Source organism: Streptomyces sp. NPDC057939, from assembly GCF_042887545.1.
In the GTDB taxonomy this organism is placed as follows: domain Bacteria; phylum Actinomycetota; class Actinomycetes; order Streptomycetales; family Streptomycetaceae; genus Streptomyces.
Genome location: NZ_JBHVPG010000014.1, coordinates 106,346 through 126,471, shown reverse-complemented (window position 1 = coordinate 126,471; position 20,126 = coordinate 106,346). Strand labels below are relative to the sequence as shown.

The following is a 20,126-nucleotide window of genomic DNA, read 5'->3' as shown; positions in this document are numbered from 1 at the left end:
CATTACTGTGGTGGAGCACCACGGTCAAGGGAGTGAACAGATGGATCACAGCGGGCACGGCATGGACATGCCCATGGACTTGCCGCCGTTCACTCTCGGGCGCGGGTTGGAATTCTCCTTCGACGCCTTCTTCCTGTTCGCGTCGCTGGCCGGACTCGCCCTCTACGCGTGGGGCGTGCTGCGACTGCGCCGGCGCGGCGACGCCTGGCCGGTCGGCCGGACGGTCGCCTTCACCATCGGTGTCCTGACGGTGATCCTGGTGATGTGCACCAAGCTGAACGACTACGGCATGGTCATGTTCAGCGTGCACATGGTCCAGCACATGGTGATCAGCATGATCACCCCGATCCTGCTGCTGCTCGGCGCCCCGGTGACGCTGGCGCTGCGCGCGCTGCCGCCCGCCGGGCGCGGCCGCAAGGGCCCCCGCGAGCTGCTGCTGAAGCTGCTGCACAGCCGGTACATGCGGATCGTCACGCACCCGGCCTTCACCATCCCGATGTTCATCGCGAGCCTCTACGGGCTGTACTTCACCCCGCTCTTCGACTTCCTCATGGAGAGCCGGACCGGGCACATCGCGATGATGGTCCACTTCCTCGCCGTCGGTCTGATCTTCTTCTGGCCGATCATGGGCGTGGACCCGGGCCCGCACCGCCCCGGCTACGTGATGCGGATGCTGGAGCTGTTCGCGGGCATGCCCTTCCACGCCTTCTTCGGCATCGCGCTGATGATGGCCAGTGAGCCGATGATCGGGACGTACGCGAGCCCCCCGGCCTCCCTCGACATCGACCCCCTGCTCGACCAGCAGTGGGGCGGCGGCATCGCCTGGGCCTTCAGCGAGATCCCCTCCGTGCTGGTCCTGATCGCGCTGGTCTACCAGTGGTACCACTCGGAGCAACGGGCCGCGAAGCGCTCCGACCGGGCCGCGGACCGAGACGGCGACCAGGAGCTCGCGGCGTACAACTCGTATCTCGCCTCGCTCCAAGGGCGCGGCCAGTAGCGCGGGGGCACCCTCGCGCGCCACCATGGGGCATGACCGGATCCGTTAAGGCGATGGCCGTCACGACCTTCGCCGCCCTGGTGGCCGTCTCGGCGTATTCCGTGGTGATCGGCAGCAACGGCTGGCTGTGGTTCGGCTGGATCGTGCTGGGGCTGTTGACCCTGGGACTGGCCGTCTCCCGCAGCGTCTGACCGACCCGCCCGGCGGGGCCCGCCCGGCGCGGGCCCGTGCCCCGTCGCGCCGTGGACCGTACCCACCCCTCCTGCTCGGTGCCTGACTGTCCGTAGGATGGTCGTGACCTTGAGGCATCGACGGGAGCTGCCCGGTGTTCTACCACTTGCTCAAGCACGTCCTGCTCGGCCCGCTGCTGCGGCTGCTGTTCCGGCCGCGGATCGAAGGACTGGAGAACATCCCCCCGGAGGGTGCCGCGATCGTCGCGGGCAACCACCTCTCCTTCTCGGACCATTTCCTCATGCCCGCGATCCTCAAGCGGAGGATCACCTTCCTGGCTAAGGCCGAGTACTTCACCGGGCCGGGGGTCAAGGGCCGGCTGACCGCCGCCTTCTTCCGCAGCGCCGGGCAGATCCCGGTGGACCGCTCCGGCAAGGACGCCGGCAAGGCCGCGCTCCGCGAGGGGCTCGGCGTGCTGGAGAAGGGCGAGCTGCTCGGCATCTACCCCGAGGGCACGCGCTCCCACGACGGCCGGCTGTACAAGGGCAAGGTCGGGGTGGCGGCGATGGCGCTCGGCGCCGGGGTGCCGGTGGTGCCCTGCGCGATGGTGGGAACCTTCGAGATCCAGCCTCCCGGTCAGAAGCTGCCCAAGGTCCGGCGGGTCACGATCCGCTTCGGTGCCCCGCTGGACTTCTCCCGGTACGCCGGGATGGAGGGCGAGCGGGCGGTCCTGCGGGCCGTCACCGACGAGATCATGTACGCGATCCTCGGGCTGTCGGGGCAGGAGTACGTCGACCGGTACGCGGGCGAGGTCAAGGCCGAGGAGGAGGAGAAGCGGAAGAAGGCCCGGCGCCCGGGGCGCTGAGCCTTCTCCCTCACCTCACGTCAGTGCTTCCGGGTCTCAACGGACGGCCGGGAGCTCCTCGCGCGCCGGCAGGTCGGAGCCGGTCGCCCGGTCGGCCGACTTCGCGGCGGCCGGGGCCGGCGGCACCGGCGTGGCGTGCGGGGCGCACGTCACGTCCTTGGCGTCGACCTTGCCGGTCAGCAGGTAGGTGTCGACCCGCGTGTTGATGCAGGGGTTCACCAGGCTGGTGACGCCGTGCGAACCGGCGTTCTTCTCGGTGATCAGGCGCGAGCCCGCCAGCCGCTTGTGCAGCGAGACCGCACCCTTGTACGGGGTGGCGGCGTCCCGCTCGGACTGGACGATCAGCACCGGCGGCAGACCGCGCTTGGCACCGACCTCGATCGGGGTGCTCTGCTTGGACTTCCAGGTCGCGCAGGGCAGGTTCATCCATGCGTTGGACCAGGTCAGGAACGGGTACTTCTGGTGCAGCTTGGTGTTGTCGCGGTCCCACTTGGCCCAGCTGGTGGGCCACTTGGCGTCGGCGCACTCGACGGCGGTGTAGACGGCGTTACCGTTCTCCGACGCCGCGTTGCCGACCGTGTCGGACATGTCCGGGGCGATCGCGTCGACCAGCGCCTGCGTGTCACCCGCGAGGTACGCGCTCCAGGTCTGGGCGACGGGCACCCAGGAGGAGTCGTAGTAGGGGGCGCCCTGGAAGAAGCCGATCAGCTCGGCCGGGCCGACGACCCCGCCGATGGGGTTGGCCTTGGCGGTGGCGCGCAGTTCCTGGTACTTCGCCTCGACCTTGGCGCGGGTGTCGCCGATGTGGAAGACGCTGTCGTTCTTGGCGACCCAGTCCTGCCAGTCGTTCCAACGCATCTGGAAGGCGACGTCCTGGCCCAGGTTGGCCTCGTACCAGATGTTGTCCTGGTCGGGGTCGACCACGCTGTCGACGATCATGCGGCGCACGTGGGTCGGGAACAGGGTGGCGTAGACCCCGCCCAGGTAGGTGCCGTAGGAGACGCCGAGGAAGTTCAGCTTCTGCTCGCCGAGTGCGGCCCGGATGACGTCCAGGTCGCGCGCGGTGTTGGGGGTGGTCATGTGCGGCAGCATCTCGCCGCTGCGCTCCTTGCAGCCGTCCGCGTACTCGGCGGCGAGCTTGCGCTGGGCGCGCTTGTCGGCCTCGTTGGAGGGGACCGGGTCGGCCTTGGGGGCCTTGACGAACTCCTGCGGGTCCACGCAGGAGATCGGCGCGGAGTGCCCGACGCCGCGGGGGTCGAAGCCGACGAAGTCGTAGGCCTTCGAGGTGTTCACCCACAGCGGGCTCTTGGTGGTGACCCGGCGCGGGAAGCGCATGCCGGAGCCGCCGGGGCCGCCCGGGTTGTAGACGAGGGCGCCCTGGCGCTCCTCCTTGGTCCCGGTGCTGACGGCACGGTCGACGGCGAGGTCGATGGTCTTGCCGAAGGGCTTCGTGTAGTCGAGCGGGACCTTGACCCAGCCGCACTGGATCGGCTTCTCGAAGCCCCAGTCGGCCGGACAGTCCTTCCACTCGATGCCGGTCCGCGCGGCGCGCGCGGCGGCGATCCGTACCCCGGCCGCCTCGGCGGATCCGTTGTCACGGCCGGCCGGAGCCGCCGTGGCGGGCGTCGCGAGCAACAGGCCTGCGGCCAGTGCGCCGGTGACGAGAGTGGCGGCGCTCCCCAGCGCCGCGGTACGTATCACGTGGTGGTTCCCCTTGCGTAGGTGCCGCCATCGGCGGCCGGTCGGTCTGCCTCGATCTTGGGGTGCAAGGGGATCCTGCTGCCTGGCTCGTACCCGGCGACAGTGCCCGGGCCCGTTCTTTGCCAACCCGATAACCGGAGAGGCCTGTACCGCTGACCGGTGCCGGATGCCGTCGATCTTCGAATGTGACCTCCCGTCACCAACCGTACGTGCGGCAGGCGGTGTCCAGCAGCTCGCGCAGGCGCAGCGCGTCGGGGGCCAGTGCCGTCACCAGCACGGCCGGACCGGCCAACGGTGCGGCCGCCGCGAACTCCCCCAGGACCGCCGCGGTCGGCGGAGCCGCGGCGAACGCAGGGTCGACGACCAGCAGCTGGCCGAGCGCCCGGTGTCCGGCGAGTCCCGCCGGCCCGTCCCAGCCGCCCGGCGCGCCGGGGCCGCAGGCCGTGTCCTGGTCGAGGAGCGGGCGACCGTCCCGGGTGACGGTGAGCCGGCTGCGCAGCAGACCGGGATCCTCGCCGCTCCGGCCCAGCACCTGCTCCTCCCGCAGCACCAGCCGGGCGGCCGGCGCAAGTTCGGCCCGGGTCCGCACGCGCAGGTCGCTGCCGCGCACGGAGACCAACTGCTCCGGGAGCCAGCGCACGGCGGCGTCCCCGGTGAGGGTCAGCCGTACGTCGTACCGCGCGGGCTCGCCGCCCCGGCCGGGCAGGGCCAGGGTGGCGGCCGCCGAACGCACGGCGAGGCGCGCGCCCGGTCCCGCCGCCGCCTCGACCGTGAGGTGATCACCGCCGAGTGGGGCGCTCATCGCGCCGACCAGCATCACCTCGGCCTCGCCCCCGGCGCCCCGGACGCGGCGCAGCGCGAGCGGCCCCTCCCCGGACAGGAGCGGCAGGGCGGTGCCGCCCCTGCCGTCGGCGACGGCCTGGATCCGGGCGGTGGCCGACAGGCCCGCGGCGGGTGGGGCGGTCGGGGGCGCCGGCGGCGGGGTGACGGCGGGCGCGGGGGTCACCGTACGATCCAGGCCGCGATCCGCTCGCGCACCCAGGCAGCCACGGGGGCCACGCCCTCGGGGCCGCGCAGGGACTGGAAGGTGACGGGCAGGTCGCCGCGTTGCTCGGCCGCGTCGCGGGCCATCCGGCCGAGGTCGGAGCCGACGTGCGGTGCGAGGTCGGTCTTGTTGACGACCAGCAGGTCGGCGGTGGTGACTCCGGGCCCGCCCTTGCGGGGGATGTCGTCGCCCCCGGCCACGTCGATGACGAAGATCTGGGCGTCGACCAGGCCCCGGGAGAAGGTGGCGGTCAGGTTGTCCCCGCCGGACTCGACGAGGATCAGGTCGAGGGGGCCGCTGTGCAGGAAGGCCTCCTCCAGTTCCTCGACGGCCTCCAGGTTGGCGGAGATGTCGTCGCGGATCGCGGTGTGCGGGCAGGCCCCGGTTTCGACGGCGGCGATCCGCTCGGGCGGCAGTACCGCCTCCCGGAGCAGGAACTCGGCGTCCTCCCGCGTGTAGATGTCGTTGGTGACGACGGCCATGGACAGTTCGGTGCGCAGACTCCGGCAGAGGGCGGCGACGGTGGCGGTCTTCCCGGAACCGACGGGCCCGCCGAGGCCGATCCGCAGGGCGCGCCTGCTGCCGTCGGCCCGTACCGGGTCGGCGCTGTGGGTGTGCCGGTGGGTCGGGATCACGTCGTGGTCGAGGTGCATGGGGCTCCTTCGGAAGTGGTCAGGAAGCGAAGAGGCGTACGGGCCAGGCGGCATGGGCCTCGGCGGCGATGTCCAGCAGGATCGAGGAGGCCGCCGGTAGTGCCCGCGGGCCCCGGGTGCGTGCCAGCAGGGCGGCTTCGGCCGCCCGCGCGGCCACCGCGTCCAGCTCGGGGGCCATCCGGGCCAGCACCCCGCTCGCCTCGAAGGGGTCCAGGCCCAGCAGCCGTACGGTGGCGGTGGCGGGCCCGCTGACGCTCTCGTACGCCGCCACGTGCGCGGCCTCCAGCGGTCCGAGCCCGGCCGCCCTGGCGGCGACGCCCAGGACCACCGGCTGGTGCGCCCCGCGCGGGAAGGCGGCGGCCAGCGCGTCCAGTTCGGGGTCGGGCCAGGTGGCGCGGGCGGCCCGCAGCAGTTGCCGTCCCAGGCGCCGCGCGGCGGTGCGCAGCGCGGGCGAGGGGGTGCGGGCGTCGGCGGCCTCGTCGAGTGCGGCGGGGTCGAGGCCGAGGGCCGCGGCGGCGGCGAGCCCGGCACAGGTGAGGCCGGCGGTGTGCAGTCGGCCCCGGCAGAACGCGGCCAGGGTGGTGGCGTCGTGGATGCGTCCGGCCTTGCAGGCAGCCTCCGCCCCGCCGGAGTGCGCGTGCCCTCCGGCGGGGAAGCGGCCGTCGGCGAGGACGAGCAGTGCGGCGAGGCTCACCTCGGGAGCTCCCGCGTCTTCGTGTGGCGTCCCATCAGAACAGGAAGTAACGCTGGGCCATGGGAAGTTCCCGGGCGGGCGCGGGTTCCACGACCTCGCCGTCGATGGTGACCGTGAAGGTGTCGGCATCGACGTCGACCCTCGGCATGGCGTCGTTGTTGCGCATGTCCGCCTTGCCGACCTTGCGGGTGCTCTCGATCGCCACGAACTCCTTGACGAGGCCGAGCCGTTCGGGAAGGCCGTCGTCGAGAGCGGCCTGCGAGGTGAAGTTGAGGGAGTTCAGCGCGGGCGCCCTCCCCCGGCCGCCGAACATGGGCCGGGGCAGCACGGGCTGGGGGGTGGGGATCGAGGCGTTCGCGTCACCCATCTGGGCGTGGGCGATCTGGCCGCCCTTGATGACGACGTCGGGCTTCACTCCGAAGAAGGCGGGGTCCCACAGCACGAGGTCGGCGAGCTTGCCGGGTTCGACCGAGCCGACGTCGCGGGCGATCCCCTGGGCGACGGCCGGGTTGATCGTGTACTTGGCGACGTAGCGGCGTGCCCGGTGGTTGTCGGCGGGGCCGTCCCCGGGCAGGAAGCCGCGGCGCTTCTTCATCACGTGGGCGGTCTGCCAGGTGCGCATGACCACTTCGCCGACCCGTCCCATGGCCTGGGAGTCGGAGGAGATGATGGAGATGGCTCCGAGGTCGTGCAGGACGTCCTCGGCGGCGATGGTCGAGGGTCTGATCCGCGATTCGGCGAAGGCGAGGTCCTCGGGAACGGCCGGGTTGAGGTGGTGGCAGACCATCAGCATGTCGAGGTGTTCCTCGACGGTGTTGACGGTGTGCGGCCGGGTCGGGTTGGTGGAGCTGGGCAGGATGTTGGGCTCGGAGACGACGGTGATGATGTCGGGGGCGTGCCCGCCGCCCGCGCCCTCGGTGTGGTACGAGTGGATGGACCGACCCGCGATGGCGGCGAGGGTGTCGGCGACGAAGCCGGCTTCGTTGAGGGTGTCCGTGTGGATGGCGACCTGGGCGCCGGTCTCCTCGCAGACGGTCAGGCAGGCGTCGATGACGGCGGGGGTGGCACCCCAGTCCTCATGGATCTTGAAACCGAGGGCTCCGCCGCGCAGTTGGGAGTACATGCCCTCGCGGGACATGGTGTTGCCCTTGCCGAGCAGCCCGATGTTGACGGGGTAGCCCTCCAGCGCGGCGAACATCCGGGCGAGGTGCCAGGGGCCGGGGGTGACGGTGGTGGCCTTGGAGCCCTCGGCGGGGCCGGTGCCGCCGCCGACGAGGGTGGTGATGCCGGAGGCGAGGGCCTCGTCGATGACGGTCGGGGAGATGAAGTGCACGTGCGCGTCGATGGCGCCGGCGGTGAGGATCTTCCCGTTGCCCGCGATGATCTCGGTCTCGGGGCCGATCACCAGCGCCGGGTCCACGCCGTCCATGGTGTCGGGGTTGCCCGCCTTGCCGAGGGCGCTGACGCGGCCGTCCCGGATGCCGATGTCGGCCTTGACGATGCCCCAGTGGTCCAGGACCACCACCCCCGTGATCACCGTGTCGGCGGCTCCCTCCGCGCGGGTGGTGCGGGCCTGGCCCATGGATTCGCGGATGACCTTGCCACCGCCGAACACGGCCTCGTCGCCGGAGCGGGCGGGACCTCCGCTGAGGTCCTGTTCGATCTCCACGAAGAGGTCGGTGTCGGCGAGCCGGATCCGGTCGCCGACCGTCGGCCCGAAGAGTCCGGCGTACACCTGGCGCGACAGTTCAGCCATCGAGCGGCCCCCCGGTCTCCCCGCGCAGTCCGGGTACCTGCCTGAGGCCACCGAGCGGTACGAGTTCCACGGCGACCGGGATGCCCGGCTCGAAGCGGACGGCGGTTCCGGCGGCGACGTTCAGGCGCAGCCCGTGCGCGGCCCGCCGGTCGAAGTCGAGGCCGGGGTTGGCCTCGGCGAAGTGGTAGTGCGAGCCGACCTGGACGGGTCGGTCGGCGGCGTTGAGCACGGTGATGCGGGTGACGGGCCGGCCTTCGTTGAGGCGCACCGGACCGTCCCCGTAGGCGATTTCCCCCGGGATCATGCGGGCACTCCCTCTAGACGATCGGGTCGTGGACGGTGACGAGCTTGGTGCCGTCCGGGAAGGTCGCCTCGACCTGGACGTCGTGGATCATCTCGGGGATCCCCTCCATGACCTCGTCGCGCCGCAGGACGGTCCGGCCGGAGGTCATCAGCTCGGCCACGGTCCGTCCGTCGCGGGCCCCTTCGAGGAGGTGCGAGGTGATGAGGGCGATGGCTTCGGGGTGGTTCAGCAGGAGCCCGCGCGCCCTCCGCTTCTCGGCCACGTCGGCCGCGACGTGGATGAGGAGTCTCTCTTGTTCATGTGGTGTCAGTCGCACACGTATCACCAAGCTTCCAGGACATGATCAACATCGCGCCGGGACGACCGTAGCCCCCTTCAACGCTTTGTTGACCTGTGCATATCCGTGCCAAGCAGGTCTTGCCCAACGCGGGGAGAGGCTTTCCGCCCCCATCACCGTCGCTTTGCCGGACCATGGGTGATCATTGACGGAAGACCGCGGGCCCCACGGTAGGGCTCGCGCTTTTCCGCCGCGTTAACCCACGTTTCGACGAGGCACCCGGTTGCGCCCGGGCGGGAACTCGGACCGGCTTCCGTATACGGCCGGGGCGACGGGAGCGGGGAGGGGAGTTCCTCGACCCGGTCCGGCTCATCGCCACGTGTGTCCGAACCCGCGGCGGGGCTCGGTGGATCCGGTCAGCACCCCCGGGCGGCGCCGGCCGCCGGCGCGTCGACGGGTTGCCAGGGCAGCGCGATCCACACCGTCTTGCCGCCGTCCTCGGTCGGGCTGACCGACAGCCGGCCACCCGCCTCGGCGGCCAGCCAGCGGATGATGACCATGCCGCGGCCGTTGTCCTGCTGGACGGCGGCCGGGAGCCGCTTGGGCCAGCGGGGATGACTGTCCGTCACGCCGATGCGCAGCCATTCCTCGCGCTCCAGGCGGACGTCGACGGTGAAGGTGGGTGACTTGCCGAAGGTGTGCTGGACGGAGTTGGTGGCGAGTTCCGAGACGATCAGCCGGACGGTGTCCGCGGTGACGGCGTCCTCGGGCAGGCCCCACGCGCCCAGCACTTCCCCCACGTAGCGGCGGGCGGCGGCGACCGAGACCGGATCGCTCGGCAGAGTGATGGATGCTTCCTGGTGATCTGCCATGGCGACGTCCCTTTCCCACCGGGACGGAGCCGCCCCGGATCTACGCTGAGCGCCAGAGTGCCACCCATCGTGCCGTCGAATCCGGAGATCCCCCAAGATATGCATATATCTGTCGCTCGATGCGGTGAACTCTGCTACGGAAGAGCGTATTTGGACGGCAGACTGGTGCGAGCTGTGCCGGTGGAAGGAGAGCGGGTATGCAGCACGGTCCCGCAGTGCGTCGGCGCAAGCTCGGCGAGGAATTGCGTGCCCTTCGCGACCGGTCGGGGCTCACCAGCGGTGAGGTTGCCCGGATCGTGGGATGGCACCAGTCAAAAATCAGCCGCATCGAAACCGGTCGCAGTGGCGTGAAGGCGGAGGACATCCGCCTGCTCCTGGACGCCTACGGCGAGGTGGTGAGCGTCCAGCAACGGGCTCTGCTGGAGGCGCTGGGGGCCTCGGCGGCCGGGCCCGCCGCGGGCGCGGACACCGGGCGGGGCCGCCAGTGGTGGCACGACTACCGGGGCCTGCTGCCGCAGGAGTACCGGGACTTCATCAGCCTGGAGGCGGGGGCGCGCGCCGCCCGGACCGTGGAACTCTCCGTGGTCCCGGGCCTGTTGCAGACCCCGGACTACGCGCGGGCCGTGACCCGCGCCGCCCTCGGCGGGCTGCCGGAGCCCAAGGTGGACGCGCTGGTCGAGGTGCGGCTGGCACGGCAGGCGGTGTTGCGGGCGGATCCGCCGCTGGAGCTGAGCGCGGTGCTGGACGAGGCCGTGCTGCGCCGGCAGATCGGGGGGCCGGGGGTGATGGAGGAACAGCTGGGGCACCTGGTGGAGGTGGCGCGGCTGCCCCAAGTGCGGCTACAGGTACTGCCGTTCAGCGTGGGGGGACATCTCGGCCTCACCGGACCGTTCGTAATTTTCTCATTTCCGAGCATCGCTGATCTGGATGTGGTGGTACTCGACCATTTGACGAGTAGCCTCTATCTGGAGCGGAAGGAAGACCTGGACGCGTACAGCGCCGCGTTCCGCACCATCCAGGCGCACGCCCTCCCGCCCCGTGACTCGTCGGATCTCATCAGCTCTATCGCTGACGACGCGTAAGGAGGCACCCCCCGTGTCCGCAACCCCCTTATCCACCGGCGGACTTCTGAACAGCGCGCGGTGGCGGCGGAGCAGCCGCAGCACCGGAATGAACAACTGCGTGGAAGCGGCCGCCCTCACCGGCGGCCTGCTGGCCGTCCGCGACTCCAAGCGGACGGACGGCCCGGCCGTGCTCTTCACCGGGCCGGCCTGGGACGGCTTCCTCGCATCCGTACGGGCGGACGGGCTCGGCCAGGCCGTGTTTTAGAAGTCCCGCCTGGCCCGAGACGCCTGGCGCTACTTCTCAAACTCGCCCCAGGCCGTCCCTTCCGGATCCTGCCGGGCGGTACGGGTTCGGTCGGCCGGCTGGTACGGGCTCGGCCGGTCCCGGGTCGCCCGCAGGTCCCTGGCCCCCGCCGGAGCGGTCCGCAGGATCGTCTCCACGGCCCGCCCGATCTCGTCCCCCGTGAGATCGGCGCGCGCCGTCAGCCTCAGCCGGGAAATGCCGTCCGGCACGGACGGCGGACGGAAGCACCCCACGGACAGTCCCGCCTCGCGGCAATCGGCGGCCCAGCGCAGTGCCTCCGAGGCCGACGGGGACCGTACCGACACCACGGCCGCGTCCGGCCGGGCCGCGGTCAGGCCGGACGCGGTGAGCCGCTCGTACAGCAGGGCGGCCACCTCCCGGGCCCGGTCCGCGCGTTGCGGCTCCCGCTGGAGCAACCGCAGGCTCGCCAGTGCCGCGCCCGTGGCGGCCGGGGCCAGCCCGGTGTCGAAGATGAACGTCCTCGCCGTGTTGATCAAGTGTCGGATCACCTTGGCCGGCCCCAGCACGGCGCCGCCCTGGCTGCCCAGCGACTTCGAGAGGGTCACCGTCGCGACCACGTCCGCCGCGCCCGCGAGGCCCGCCGCGTGCAGCGCGCCCCGGCCGCCCTCACCCAGCACCCCGAGCCCGTGGGCGTCGTCCACGACCAACGCCGCGCCCTCGGCCCGGCAGGCCGCGGCGTACGCGGCGAGCGGGGCGGCGTCGCCGTCGACGGAGAACACCGAGTCGCTGACCAGCAGCGCGCGCCCGGCGTGCGCGGCGAGGGTCTTGTGCGCGGCCTCCGGCTCCCCGTGCGGGGTGACCGCGACCTCGGCGCGCGAGAGGCGGCAGCCGTCGACGATCGAGGCGTGGTTGCCGGCGTCGGAGACGACGAGGGTGCCCCGGTCGCTGAGCGCCGTCACGGCGGCCAGGTTCGCGGCGTAACCGGACGAAAGGACCAGAGCGGCCTCGAAGCCGCAGAACGCCGCCAGTTCCCGCTCGAACTCCGCATGAAGCTCGGTCGTGCCCGTCACCAGACGGGACCCGGTCGCTCCCGCTCCCCAACGCTCCGCCGCCTCGCACGCGCCCCGGACGGTCTCGGGATGCCGGGACAGCCCCAGATAGTCGTTGCTCGCCAGGTCGAGCAGCGGGGAGGAGGCCGGGCGCGGACGCAGGGTCCGGACCAGCCCGGCCCGCTCACGGGCCCGTTCGGCTTCGTCGATCCAGGTGAAGACGTCCGGGCGCTCGGAAGCGTGCTCAGGCATCGGCGGGTCCTCGATTTTTGTCGGCAGTCCACAGATCAGAAAGACCCTAGCCGCAGCACCCCGTGCGCCAGGTGTGGCGATACACACACTCCGTTCCGGCCATGTTGTTCATTCTCTCCTTGGCCGGGAGTGGTCGCGTGGTTCAGGATCAGCCTCATGGACCTGCTGAACACCTTGGTGGAAAAGGGACTGCGGCGCGAGCTGCCGACCCGCGAAGAGGCACTCGCCGTGCTGGCGACCTCTGACGACGACCTGCTCGACGTGGTGGCCGCGGCCGGCAAGGTGCGCCGCCAGTGGTTCGGCCGTCGGGTCAAGCTGAACTACCTGGTCAACCTGAAGTCCGGCCTCTGTCCCGAGGACTGCTCGTACTGTTCCCAGCGCCTGGGATCGAAGGCCGAGATCCTCAAGTACACGTGGCTGAAGCCGGAGGAGGCATCCGAGGCCGCGGCGGCGGGTGTCGCCGGCGGCGCCAAGCGGGTCTGCCTGGTGGCCAGCGGCCGCGGCCCGACCGACCGGGACGTGGACCGCGTCGGGAAGACGATCGCGGCCATCAAGGAGCAGAACGAGGGCGTCGAGGTGTGCGCCTGCCTCGGTCTGCTCTCCGACGGCCAGGCCGAGCGGCTGCGCGACGCGGGCGCCGACGCCTACAACCACAACCTCAACACCTCCGAGGCCACCTACGGCCAGATCACCAAGACCCACACGTACGCGGACCGCGTCGACACCGTGCAGAAGGCCCACGCGGCCGGCCTGTCGGCCTGCTCGGGCCTGATCGCGGGCATGGGCGAGAGCGACGAGGACCTCGTCGACGTCGTCTACTCGCTGCGCGAGCTCGACCCCGACTCGGTGCCGGTCAACTTCCTGATCCCGTTCGAGGGCACCCCGCTCGCCAAGGAGTGGAACCTCACCCCGCAGCGCGCCCTGCGGATCCTGGCGATGGTGCGCTTCGTCTGCCCCGACGTCGAGGTCCGCCTGGCGGGCGGACGCGAGGTCCACCTGCGGACCATGCAGCCCCTGGCGCTGCACCTGGTCAACTCGATCTTCCTCGGCGACTACCTCACCAGTGAGGGCCAGGCGGGCCAGGCCGACCTCGACATGATCGCGGACGCGGGCTTCGAGGTGGAGGGCGCCGGGACGACGACCCTCCCGAAGCACCGCTCCGACGTCGCCGGCGCGGCCGCCGCGGCCTCCTCGGGCAGCCCTTGCGGCTCCGGCGGCGGTTCCGTCTGCGGGTCCGGGTCCGCCCCGGCGTCCGCTTCCGGTGCCGCCGAGGCCGGCTGCGGTTCCGCCTGCGGCGGCTGCTCGGGTCACGCCGAGCCGACCGCGGCCGTGGCCGCCGTCGCGGCCGTCGACACCGCTGCGTCCGTCGACGCCGTTGACGCGGCGCCCGCGCAGGCCGCGGCCGGCGAGGTGCGTCCCGGCCTGGTGACCGTCCGCCGGCGCGGCACGGGAACGGATCTCGCCCCCAATGCCTGAGGCGAACCACCCGCACCACCGGCCCGACCCGCTGCCGGCCTCGGAACTCCTGGCGCTCGACCGGCAGCACGTCTGGCACCCGTACGGTCCGATGCCGGGGCGGCAGGAGCCCCTCGTCGTCGCCTCGGCCTCGGGCGTCCGGCTGCGGCTGGGCGCCCCGGCCGAGGGCCGGGACGAGCTCGTCGACGGCATGTCGTCCTGGTGGTCCGCCATCCACGGCTACAACCACCCGGTCCTGAACGAGGCCGCGACGGCCCAACTCGGCAAGATGTCGCACGTGATGTTCGGCGGGCTCACCCATGAGCCCGCCGTCCGGCTCGCGGCCAAGCTGGTCGAGATCACCCCGGCCGGCCTGGAGCACGTCTTCCTCTCGGACTCCGGCTCGGTGTCCGTCGAGGTCGCCGTCAAAATGTGCCTGCAGTACTGGCGTTCCCTGGGGCGCACCGGCAAGACCCGGCTGCTCACCTGGCGCGGCGGCTACCACGGCGACACCTGGCAGCCCATGGCCGTCTGCGATCCCGAGGGCGGGATGCACGAGCTGTGGCAGGGCCACCTGCCCCGACAGGTCTTCGCGGACGCCCCGCCCGGGGACTTCGACACGCCCGTGGACCCGGCGTACGCCGCCCACCTGCGATCCCTGATCGCCGAACACGCCGATCAGCTGGCCGCCGTCATCGTGGAACCGGTCGTGCAGGGCGCGGGCGGCATGCGCTTCCACCACCCGGACCACCTGCGGGTGCTGCGCGAACTCTGCGACGAGTACGACGTCCTGCTGATCCTGGACGAGATCGCCACCGGCTTCGGCCGCACCGGCGCCCTGTTCGCCGCCGACCACGCGGGGATCACCCCGGACGTCATGTGCCTCGGCAAGTCGCTGACCGGCGGCTACCTCACGCTCGCGGCGACGCTGTGCACCTCCCGCGTGGCCGACGGCATCTCGCGCGGGGAGGTCCCGGTGCTCGCGCACGGACCGACCTTCATGGGCAACCCCCTGGCCACCGCGGTCGCGCTGGCCTCGATCGACCTGCTGCTCGCGCAGGACTGGACGACCGAGGTTAAGCGCATCGAAGCCGGTCTGCGCGAGGGCCTGGCCCCGGCCGCCGACCTGCCGGGTGTCCGGGACGTCCGGGTGCTGGGCGCGATCGGCGTGGTCCAGCTGACGCACGAGGTCGACGTCGCGGCCGCCACCCGGGCCGCGGTTCGGGAAGGCGCCTGGCTGCGACCGTTCCGCGACCTGATCTACACGATGCCGCCGTTCGTGACCGACGACGCGGACGTCGCCCGCATCTGTCGTGCGGTCGTCGCCGCCGCGCGGGAAGGCTGAGGTCCACGTGTCCATCCTCATCGTGTCCGGCACGGGCACCGAGATCGGCAAGACGGTGGTCACCTCCGCGATCGCCGCCGCCGCGGTGGCCGCCGGCCTCTCGGTGGCGGTGCTCAAGCCGGCGCAGACCGGCGTCGGCCCGGACGAACCCGGGGACGCCGCCGAGGCCGTACGCCTCGCCGGCCCGTCGGTGACCGCGCTCGAACTGGCCCGCTACCCGGAGCCGTTGGCGCCGGACACCGCCGCCCGGCGGTCCGGCCTGCCGGCCCTGTCCCCCGCCGAGATCGCCGGGGCGGCGGAGCGGCTCTCCTCCCACCACGACCTCGTCCTGGTGGAGGGCGCGGGCGGGCTGCTCGTACGCTTCGACCCCGACGGCCACACCCTGGCCGACGCGGCCCGGCTGCTGTCGGCCCCGGTGCTCGTGGTGGCGCCCGCCGGACTCGGCACGCTCAACGCCACCACCCTGACCGTCGAGGCCCTGCACGCCCGGGCCCTGACCCCGCTCGGTGTGGTCGTCGGGAGCTGGCCCGCCGACCCCGACCTGGCCTCCCGCTGCAACCTCGCCGACCTGCCCGCGTCCGCCGGGATCCCGCTCCTCGGCGCGGTCCCCGGCTCGTCCGGCACGCTGACCCCGGCCCGCTTCCGCGAAGCCGCCCCCACCTGGCTGGCCCCGCCCCTGCACGGCACTTGGGACGCAGCCCCGTTCATGACCCGCTGGGCCCCGCCCCCGCCGGTCCCGTCCGGAGGCTGACGACAGCGGCCCGGACCCTGCGTCGCCCCGGGGCCCGGGGTCCGGGGCGGCGCAGGAGCCCGGTCCCGGGTGGTGGACGGGCCGGTTCCCGGGGCTCGGGGTCTCCGGGTCAGTGGCCGCCGTCCGGCTTCCGGCAGCCGCCCTCCATGTACACGCCGTGCGCCTCGACGCGGGCCGGAGCACCGAGCACGCCCGACAGACAGGGTCCGGCCCCGGGGATCCACAACGCGAAGCCGAGGCCCGGGCCCGCCGACCCGCCCGCGGAGTACACGTCGCCGCCGGACACCGGGTAGCCGAGGTCCTGAAGCAGCGCGGTCAGCTCCGCCGGGTTCCGGGGACCACCCGGACCGCCGGCTCCCGTGCCGCCGCCCTCCGTGTCCGCGTCCGCGTCCGCCAGTGCCTTCCTGATCCGTGCGGCGTGGGCTTCGCCGCGGCACTTCGCCTCGTCGCCGAGCCGGGTCTGCTGCGCGTACGCGTGGTTCTCCGCGTACTTGCGCGCCTCGGGGTCCGCGGGGCCCTCCCCCGCTCCGTCCGGGGCGACGGAAGCGGCTCCCGGGCCGAGGCCGTCGCAGTGGGCCGTCACTGCGGACAGCTCCCCGCCGTCGCCGCCGCCATCGCCATAGCCGTCGCCGGAGACCGACACCTGGCGCGCGCCCTGCTGTTCCGCGGCCGCGCCGCAGCCGGTCAACAGGCACGCTCCGAGGGCCAACAACGCGGCGACCGCCGCCCGGCCGGGCTTCCTACGGGGTATCACGACTCTCCCTGTGTGCGTCGATCGGCGCCCGGGCGGGACGGCCGCGTGCCGATTATCGCCATCGCGCCGCCGCGCCAGACGGTCCGACCGGATCCCGGACTCCCGCCGCCGACGCGGCGGCGGGAGTCCGGCGCCCGGGGTCACTCGGCGGGGAGTTCCGTTCGGCCTGGGTACTCGCCCGGAACTCCGTTCGGCCGGGGCCGCGCGGGCGGACGCCTCCCGGCCGCTTCAGGCGGGAGCGGTTTCGCGGCGGGCCGGGGCGGGGAACAGCCCCGCAGCGCACGCGCACCCGTGTCAGCAGCCCGCACCGACCCGCGCCCGGAGGCCGCCATGCCCGCACCTCCCCCCGATCCGGTCCATCACCCGCACTTCGCCCGGTTCTACGCCCGCGCGAGCACCGCCGCCGAGACCCGGGCAGGCATGGCGGACCTGCGCCGCGAGCTGCTGCACGGCGTGTCCGGCCGCGTCATCGAGATCGGCGCGGGCAACGGGCTGAACTTCGCCCACTACCCCCGCGCCGTCTCCGAGGTCGTCGCCGTCGAACCGGAACGCACCCTGCGCCACCTGGCGGCCGCCGCCGCGCTGCGCGCCGAGGTGCCCGTGGACCTCGTACCCGGGGTGGCCGAGGCCCTGCCCGTCAAGAGCGAGGCCTTCGACGTCGCCGTCGCCTCACTGGTCCTGTGCACCGTGCGCAACCTGCCGAGGGCCCTTTCCGAGCTCCACCGGGTGCTGCGCCCCGAGGCCGAGCTGCGGTTCCTGGAGCACGGGCTCGCGCCCGGCCCCGGGATGGCCGCCGTCCAGCGGGCGCTGGACCGGACCGTCTGGCCCCGCCTGTTCGGTGGCTGTCACACCGCCCGCGACCCGCTCGCCGCGATCGAGGCCGCCGGGTTCCGGATCGTGTCGCAGCGCGCCTTCCGGCTGCCCGAGCGCGGGCCGGCCCTCCCCACCTCGTACTGCGTCATCGGATCCGCCCGCCGCGTCCCCTGACCGCCGGCCGGCCCGATCACCCGTCCGGCCCCCGGCGGCGCCGGTCCGTCAGCGTCTCGGCCCCGGCGCGTCCGGATGTCCCACGGCTGCCGGCCGGCCGCGTCCAACTCCCCTTGCGCCGCTTCGCTCCCGTCGAGCCGCGTCGCGTCGGCCGTCGTCCGCCCAGGGCGACGAAGCGTGCCGCGTCCTCGGCGGCGTCCTTCCGGAAGTCCGGTACGGCCGCCGGGTCCGCCGCCGGGTCCGCCTCCGAAGCGGCACCGGCATGAAGATCGTTCGTGTGCTCGTCCCACCAACCGCGCATGCTCGGCGGAAGGGCGGCCATTCTCCTTGGGTGTGTCCTTCCCGCCCGGGCGACGGGCCCGTCGCCCGGGCGCGGCCGATCGCCCCCGACCGAAGGGGTGTGAGCGTCCGCCCATGGGCGAGCCTCGCGATACCCGGTCCCCGCGCGCGTCCAGGCGACGCCGCGCGCCGCTCCTCCGTCTGTCTGATCATGGGACGGAGGTGAAACACCGATGACCGAAGTGCTCCTGCTCGTCCTGGCACTGCTGCTGTGCGTCGCCTGCGGGGTCTTCGTCGCGGCCGAGTTCTCGCTGACCACCGTCGAGCGCAGCGAACTCGAACGCGCCGTGGAACGCGGCGAGCGCGGCGCGGACAGCGCCCTGACCGCCGTCCGCAGCCTGACGTTCCAGCTGTCCGGCGCACAGCTCGGCATCACCGTGACCGGTCTGGTCATCGGCATGCTCGCCAAGCCGTCGATCGCGGCGCTGCTCCAGGGTCCCTTCAGGGCCATGGGCATGTCGGCCTCGGTCGCGTCCTCCACCGCCCTGGCCCTCGGTACGGCGCTGTCGACGGTCGTCCTGATGGTCGTCGGTGAACTCGTGCCGAAGAACTGGGCGATCTCCTCCCCGTTGGCGATCGCCAAACGGGTGGCGACCGCACAGCGGGTGTTCAGCCGGGCGTTCAAGCCGCTGATCAGCCACCTGAACACCACGGCGAACCACCTGGTCCGACGCTTCGGCATGGAGCCCGCCGAGGAGCTGGCGTCCGCCCGCAGCCCGCAGGAGCTCGTGGCGCTCGCCCGCCACTCCGCGAAGGCGGGTGCGCTGGAGGAGGACACGGCCGAGTTGTTCGTGCGGACCCTGAACCTGGCCGACCTGACCGCCGAGAACGTGATGACCCCGCGCGTCCAGGTGACCGCCCTGGACGTGCAGACCACCGCGGAGGACGTGGCCAACGCGACCATGGCGACCGGCCTGTCCCGCTTCCCGGTCTACCGGGGCAGCCTCGACACCGTCGTCGGCATCGTCCACATCAAGGACGTGCTGGCGCTGCCGGCCGAGGAACGCCACCGCCGTCCCGTCTCGCAGCTGCTGCGCGAGCCGCTCCTCGTGCCCGAGTCGCTGACCGTGGACCGCCTGCTGGACCGGTTGTCCGGCAGGCGGACGATGGCCGTCGTCATCGACGAGTACGGGGGCACCGCCGGGGTGGCCACGCTGGAGGACATCGTCGAGGAGGTCGTCGGCGAGGTGCGCGACGAGCACGATCCGCACGAGACCTCGGACCTGGCCCCGGCCGGTACGGACGAGTCCGGTCGGCCCCTCTACTCCGCCGACGGAGCCGCCCGCATGGACCAGCTGCGGAAGATCGGCCTGCACGTGCCGGACGGCCCGTACGAGACCCTGGCCGGGCTGATCGCCACCGAACTCGGACGGATCCCGGCGGTCGGCGACCGGCTGGAGCTGGACGGCTGGCAGTTGGACGTGGTCGACGCCGGAGGGCGGCGGGCCGCCCGCGTCCTGCTGCACCTGCCCGCCGGCGTCGTGGACGGCGGCGGAACGGAGGAGGCCCGATGACCCTCATCCAATTGCTGATCGGTCTGGCGACCCTCGTCGTCAACGCGTTCTTCGTCGGCGCGGAGTTCGCGCTGATCTCCGTCCGGCGCAGTCAGATCGAGCCGTACGCGGAGGAGGGCGACCGGCGGGCCCGCGCGGTCCTCTGGGGCCTGGAGCACGTCTCCGCGCTGATGGCCGCCGCCCAGCTGGGCATCACCTTGTGCACCCTGGTCCTGGGCATCGTGGCCGAGCCGGCCATCGCGCACCTGCTGACCCCGGTGTTCGACCTCGTCGGGGTGCCGTCCGGGCTGACCCACGCGATCTCCTTCGTGGTGGCGCTGGCGCTGGCGACGTACCTGCACATGTTGTTCGGCGAGATGGTCCCGAAGAACGTGGCGCTGGCCGAGCCCGTGCGCACCGCGCTGGCCCTCGGGCCGCCGCTGGTGACCCTGACCCGGGCGCTGCGGCCGGTGATCTTCGCGATCAACGCCTTCGCCAACGTCCTGCTGCGTCTTCTGCGGGTGGAGGTGAAGGACGAGGTCGCGGCGACCTTCTCCGACGACGAGCTGGCCCGGATGGTCAAGGACTCCAGCGACGCCGGATTGATCGACGACAGGGCGAGCGAGCGGCTCCACGACGCCCTGGAGCTGGGCCGCCGGCCGGTGACCGACGTGGTGCTGCCCTCGGACCAGGTGGTTCCGGCCCGGTTGGGCATCACCGCGGCCGGGCTGGAGCAGTTGTCCGCCGCGTCGGGGTACTCCCGCTTCCCGGTGATCGACCCGAAGCACCGGATCCTGGGATACCTCCACGTCAAGGACGCGCTGGACGTGACGGAGCGGGACGATCCCTTCCCGTCGTCCGCGCTGCGCCCGATCGCGCAGGTGCGGGCGGAGACCCCGCTGGACGACGTACTGACCGCCATGCGCCGCAGCCGCACGCACCTGGCCGCGGTACTGGGGGCCGACGGTGTGATGACGGGGCTGGTGACGATGGAGGACGTCCTGCGCGAGCTGTTCGGCAGGCCGACCTCCGCCTGA

The 20,126-nt window shown here is 72.6% G+C and carries 21 protein-coding genes; 11 read left to right on the top strand and 10 right to left on the bottom strand.

Translation table 11 applies throughout. The features are described 5' to 3' along the window. Window positions 1-40: 40 nt before the first annotated feature. The 3 genes from ACFVS6_RS18240 (at window position 41) to ACFVS6_RS18230 (ending at window position 2,033) form a co-directional block, all read left to right on the top strand. The gene (locus tag ACFVS6_RS18240) at window positions 41-997 is read left to right on the top strand and encodes a cytochrome c oxidase assembly protein (RefSeq protein ID WP_389704873.1); all 957 of its coding nucleotides are present in this window, start codon (window positions 41-43) and stop codon (window positions 995-997) included. 32 nt (window positions 998-1,029) lie between these two features. Beyond that, window positions 1,030-1,188 (top strand): hypothetical protein, encoded by a 159-nt coding sequence (locus ACFVS6_RS18235; RefSeq protein ID WP_389704871.1) that lies wholly within the window; start codon window positions 1,030-1,032, stop codon window positions 1,186-1,188. Between the two features lie 134 nt (window positions 1,189-1,322). Next, window positions 1,323-2,033: a lysophospholipid acyltransferase family protein gene (locus ACFVS6_RS18230; RefSeq protein ID WP_389704870.1), complete on the top strand. Its 711-nt coding sequence runs from the start codon at window positions 1,323-1,325 to the stop codon at window positions 2,031-2,033. 36 nt (window positions 2,034-2,069) lie between these two features. Here the strand turns inward: ACFVS6_RS18230 and ACFVS6_RS18225 are convergent, their stop codons facing one another. From ACFVS6_RS18225 to ACFVS6_RS18190, 8 genes are all read right to left on the bottom strand, one after another. Further along, complete coding sequence (locus tag ACFVS6_RS18225; protein ID WP_389704868.1) at window positions 2,070-3,734, bottom strand: alpha/beta hydrolase; 1,665 nt, start codon at window positions 3,732-3,734, stop codon at window positions 2,070-2,072. Between the two features lie 196 nt (window positions 3,735-3,930). Beyond that, entirely contained in the window at window positions 3,931-4,740 is an 810-nt protein-coding gene (locus tag ACFVS6_RS18220) for an urease accessory protein UreD (RefSeq protein ID WP_389704866.1), read from the bottom strand. Beyond that, window positions 4,737-5,432, bottom strand: a complete 696-nt coding sequence (ureG, locus tag ACFVS6_RS18215; protein WP_389704865.1) for an urease accessory protein UreG — start codon at window positions 5,430-5,432, stop codon at window positions 4,737-4,739. The genes ACFVS6_RS18220 and ureG overlap by 4 nt, the downstream gene beginning before the upstream one ends. 19 nt (window positions 5,433-5,451) lie before the next feature. Further along, on the bottom strand, window positions 5,452-6,126 hold the full coding sequence (locus ACFVS6_RS18210; RefSeq protein WP_389704863.1) for an urease accessory protein UreF: 675 nt from the start codon (window positions 6,124-6,126) through the stop codon (window positions 5,452-5,454). A gap of 34 nt (window positions 6,127-6,160) precedes the next feature. Next, a complete protein-coding gene (locus ACFVS6_RS18205; protein ID WP_389704862.1) occupies window positions 6,161-7,882 on the bottom strand; it encodes an urease subunit alpha in 1,722 nt (573 codons plus the stop codon). Continuing rightward, the gene (locus ACFVS6_RS18200; protein ID WP_389704860.1) at window positions 7,875-8,186 is read right to left on the bottom strand and encodes an urease subunit beta; all 312 of its coding nucleotides are present in this window, start codon (window positions 8,184-8,186) and stop codon (window positions 7,875-7,877) included. The genes ACFVS6_RS18205 and ACFVS6_RS18200 overlap by 8 nt, the downstream gene beginning before the upstream one ends. Window positions 8,187-8,199: 13 nt before the next feature. Next, window positions 8,200-8,502 (bottom strand): urease subunit gamma, encoded by a 303-nt coding sequence (locus ACFVS6_RS18195; protein ID WP_389704936.1) that lies wholly within the window; start codon window positions 8,500-8,502, stop codon window positions 8,200-8,202. Between the two features lie 377 nt (window positions 8,503-8,879). Beyond that, complete coding sequence (locus tag ACFVS6_RS18190) at window positions 8,880-9,335, bottom strand: ATP-binding protein (RefSeq protein ID WP_389704859.1); 456 nt, start codon at window positions 9,333-9,335, stop codon at window positions 8,880-8,882. A 197-nt stretch (window positions 9,336-9,532) separates the two neighbouring features. Here ACFVS6_RS18190 and ACFVS6_RS18185 point away from each other — a divergent pair, with 197 nt between their 5' ends. Then, on the top strand, window positions 9,533-10,417 hold the full coding sequence (locus ACFVS6_RS18185) for a helix-turn-helix domain-containing protein (protein ID WP_389704857.1): 885 nt from the start codon (window positions 9,533-9,535) through the stop codon (window positions 10,415-10,417). 13 nt (window positions 10,418-10,430) lie between these two features. Continuing rightward, the gene (locus ACFVS6_RS18180) at window positions 10,431-10,664 is read left to right on the top strand and encodes a DUF397 domain-containing protein (protein ID WP_389704856.1); all 234 of its coding nucleotides are present in this window, start codon (window positions 10,431-10,433) and stop codon (window positions 10,662-10,664) included. Between the two features lie 29 nt (window positions 10,665-10,693). Here the strand turns inward: ACFVS6_RS18180 and ACFVS6_RS18175 are convergent, their stop codons facing one another. Next, window positions 10,694-11,965 carry an 8-amino-7-oxononanoate synthase gene (locus tag ACFVS6_RS18175; RefSeq protein WP_389704854.1) on the bottom strand — a complete coding sequence of 424 codons (1,272 nt, stop codon included), beginning with the start codon at window positions 11,963-11,965 and terminating at the stop codon, window positions 10,694-10,696. 156 nt (window positions 11,966-12,121) lie between these two features. Here ACFVS6_RS18175 and bioB point away from each other — a divergent pair, with 156 nt between their 5' ends. Genes bioB through bioD form a run of 3 tightly spaced genes read left to right on the top strand, consistent with a single transcriptional unit; the run spans window position 12,122 to window position 15,516 of the window. Next, a complete protein-coding gene (gene bioB, locus ACFVS6_RS18170) occupies window positions 12,122-13,441 on the top strand; it encodes a biotin synthase BioB (RefSeq protein ID WP_389704853.1) in 1,320 nt (439 codons plus the stop codon). Next, window positions 13,434-14,765 (top strand): adenosylmethionine--8-amino-7-oxononanoate transaminase, encoded by a 1,332-nt coding sequence (locus ACFVS6_RS18165; protein WP_389704851.1) that lies wholly within the window; start codon window positions 13,434-13,436, stop codon window positions 14,763-14,765. Before bioB ends, ACFVS6_RS18165 begins: the two co-directional genes overlap by 8 nt. A 7-nt stretch (window positions 14,766-14,772) precedes the next feature. Next, window positions 14,773-15,516, top strand: coding sequence for a dethiobiotin synthase (gene bioD / locus ACFVS6_RS18160; protein WP_389704849.1), 744 nt, complete (start codon window positions 14,773-14,775; stop codon window positions 15,514-15,516). A gap of 109 nt (window positions 15,517-15,625) precedes the next feature. Here the strand turns inward: bioD and ACFVS6_RS18155 are convergent, their stop codons facing one another. Beyond that, window positions 15,626-16,270: a hypothetical protein gene (locus ACFVS6_RS18155; RefSeq protein WP_389704848.1), complete on the bottom strand. Its 645-nt coding sequence runs from the start codon at window positions 16,268-16,270 to the stop codon at window positions 15,626-15,628. Between the two features lie 330 nt (window positions 16,271-16,600). Between ACFVS6_RS18155 and ACFVS6_RS18150 the strand changes: the two genes are divergently transcribed. The 3 genes from ACFVS6_RS18150 to ACFVS6_RS18140 all read left to right on the top strand — a co-directional run bounded on the left by ACFVS6_RS18150 (window position 16,601) and on the right by ACFVS6_RS18140 (window position 20,126). Continuing rightward, window positions 16,601-17,257, top strand: coding sequence for a class I SAM-dependent methyltransferase (locus ACFVS6_RS18150; protein WP_389704846.1), 657 nt, complete (start codon window positions 16,601-16,603; stop codon window positions 17,255-17,257). 512 nt (window positions 17,258-17,769) lie between these two features. After that, window positions 17,770-19,110, top strand: a complete 1,341-nt coding sequence (locus tag ACFVS6_RS18145; RefSeq protein ID WP_389704845.1) for a hemolysin family protein — start codon at window positions 17,770-17,772, stop codon at window positions 19,108-19,110. Next, window positions 19,107-20,126, top strand: a complete 1,020-nt coding sequence (locus ACFVS6_RS18140) for a hemolysin family protein (RefSeq protein WP_389704843.1) — start codon at window positions 19,107-19,109, stop codon at window positions 20,124-20,126. The genes ACFVS6_RS18145 and ACFVS6_RS18140 overlap by 4 nt, the downstream gene beginning before the upstream one ends.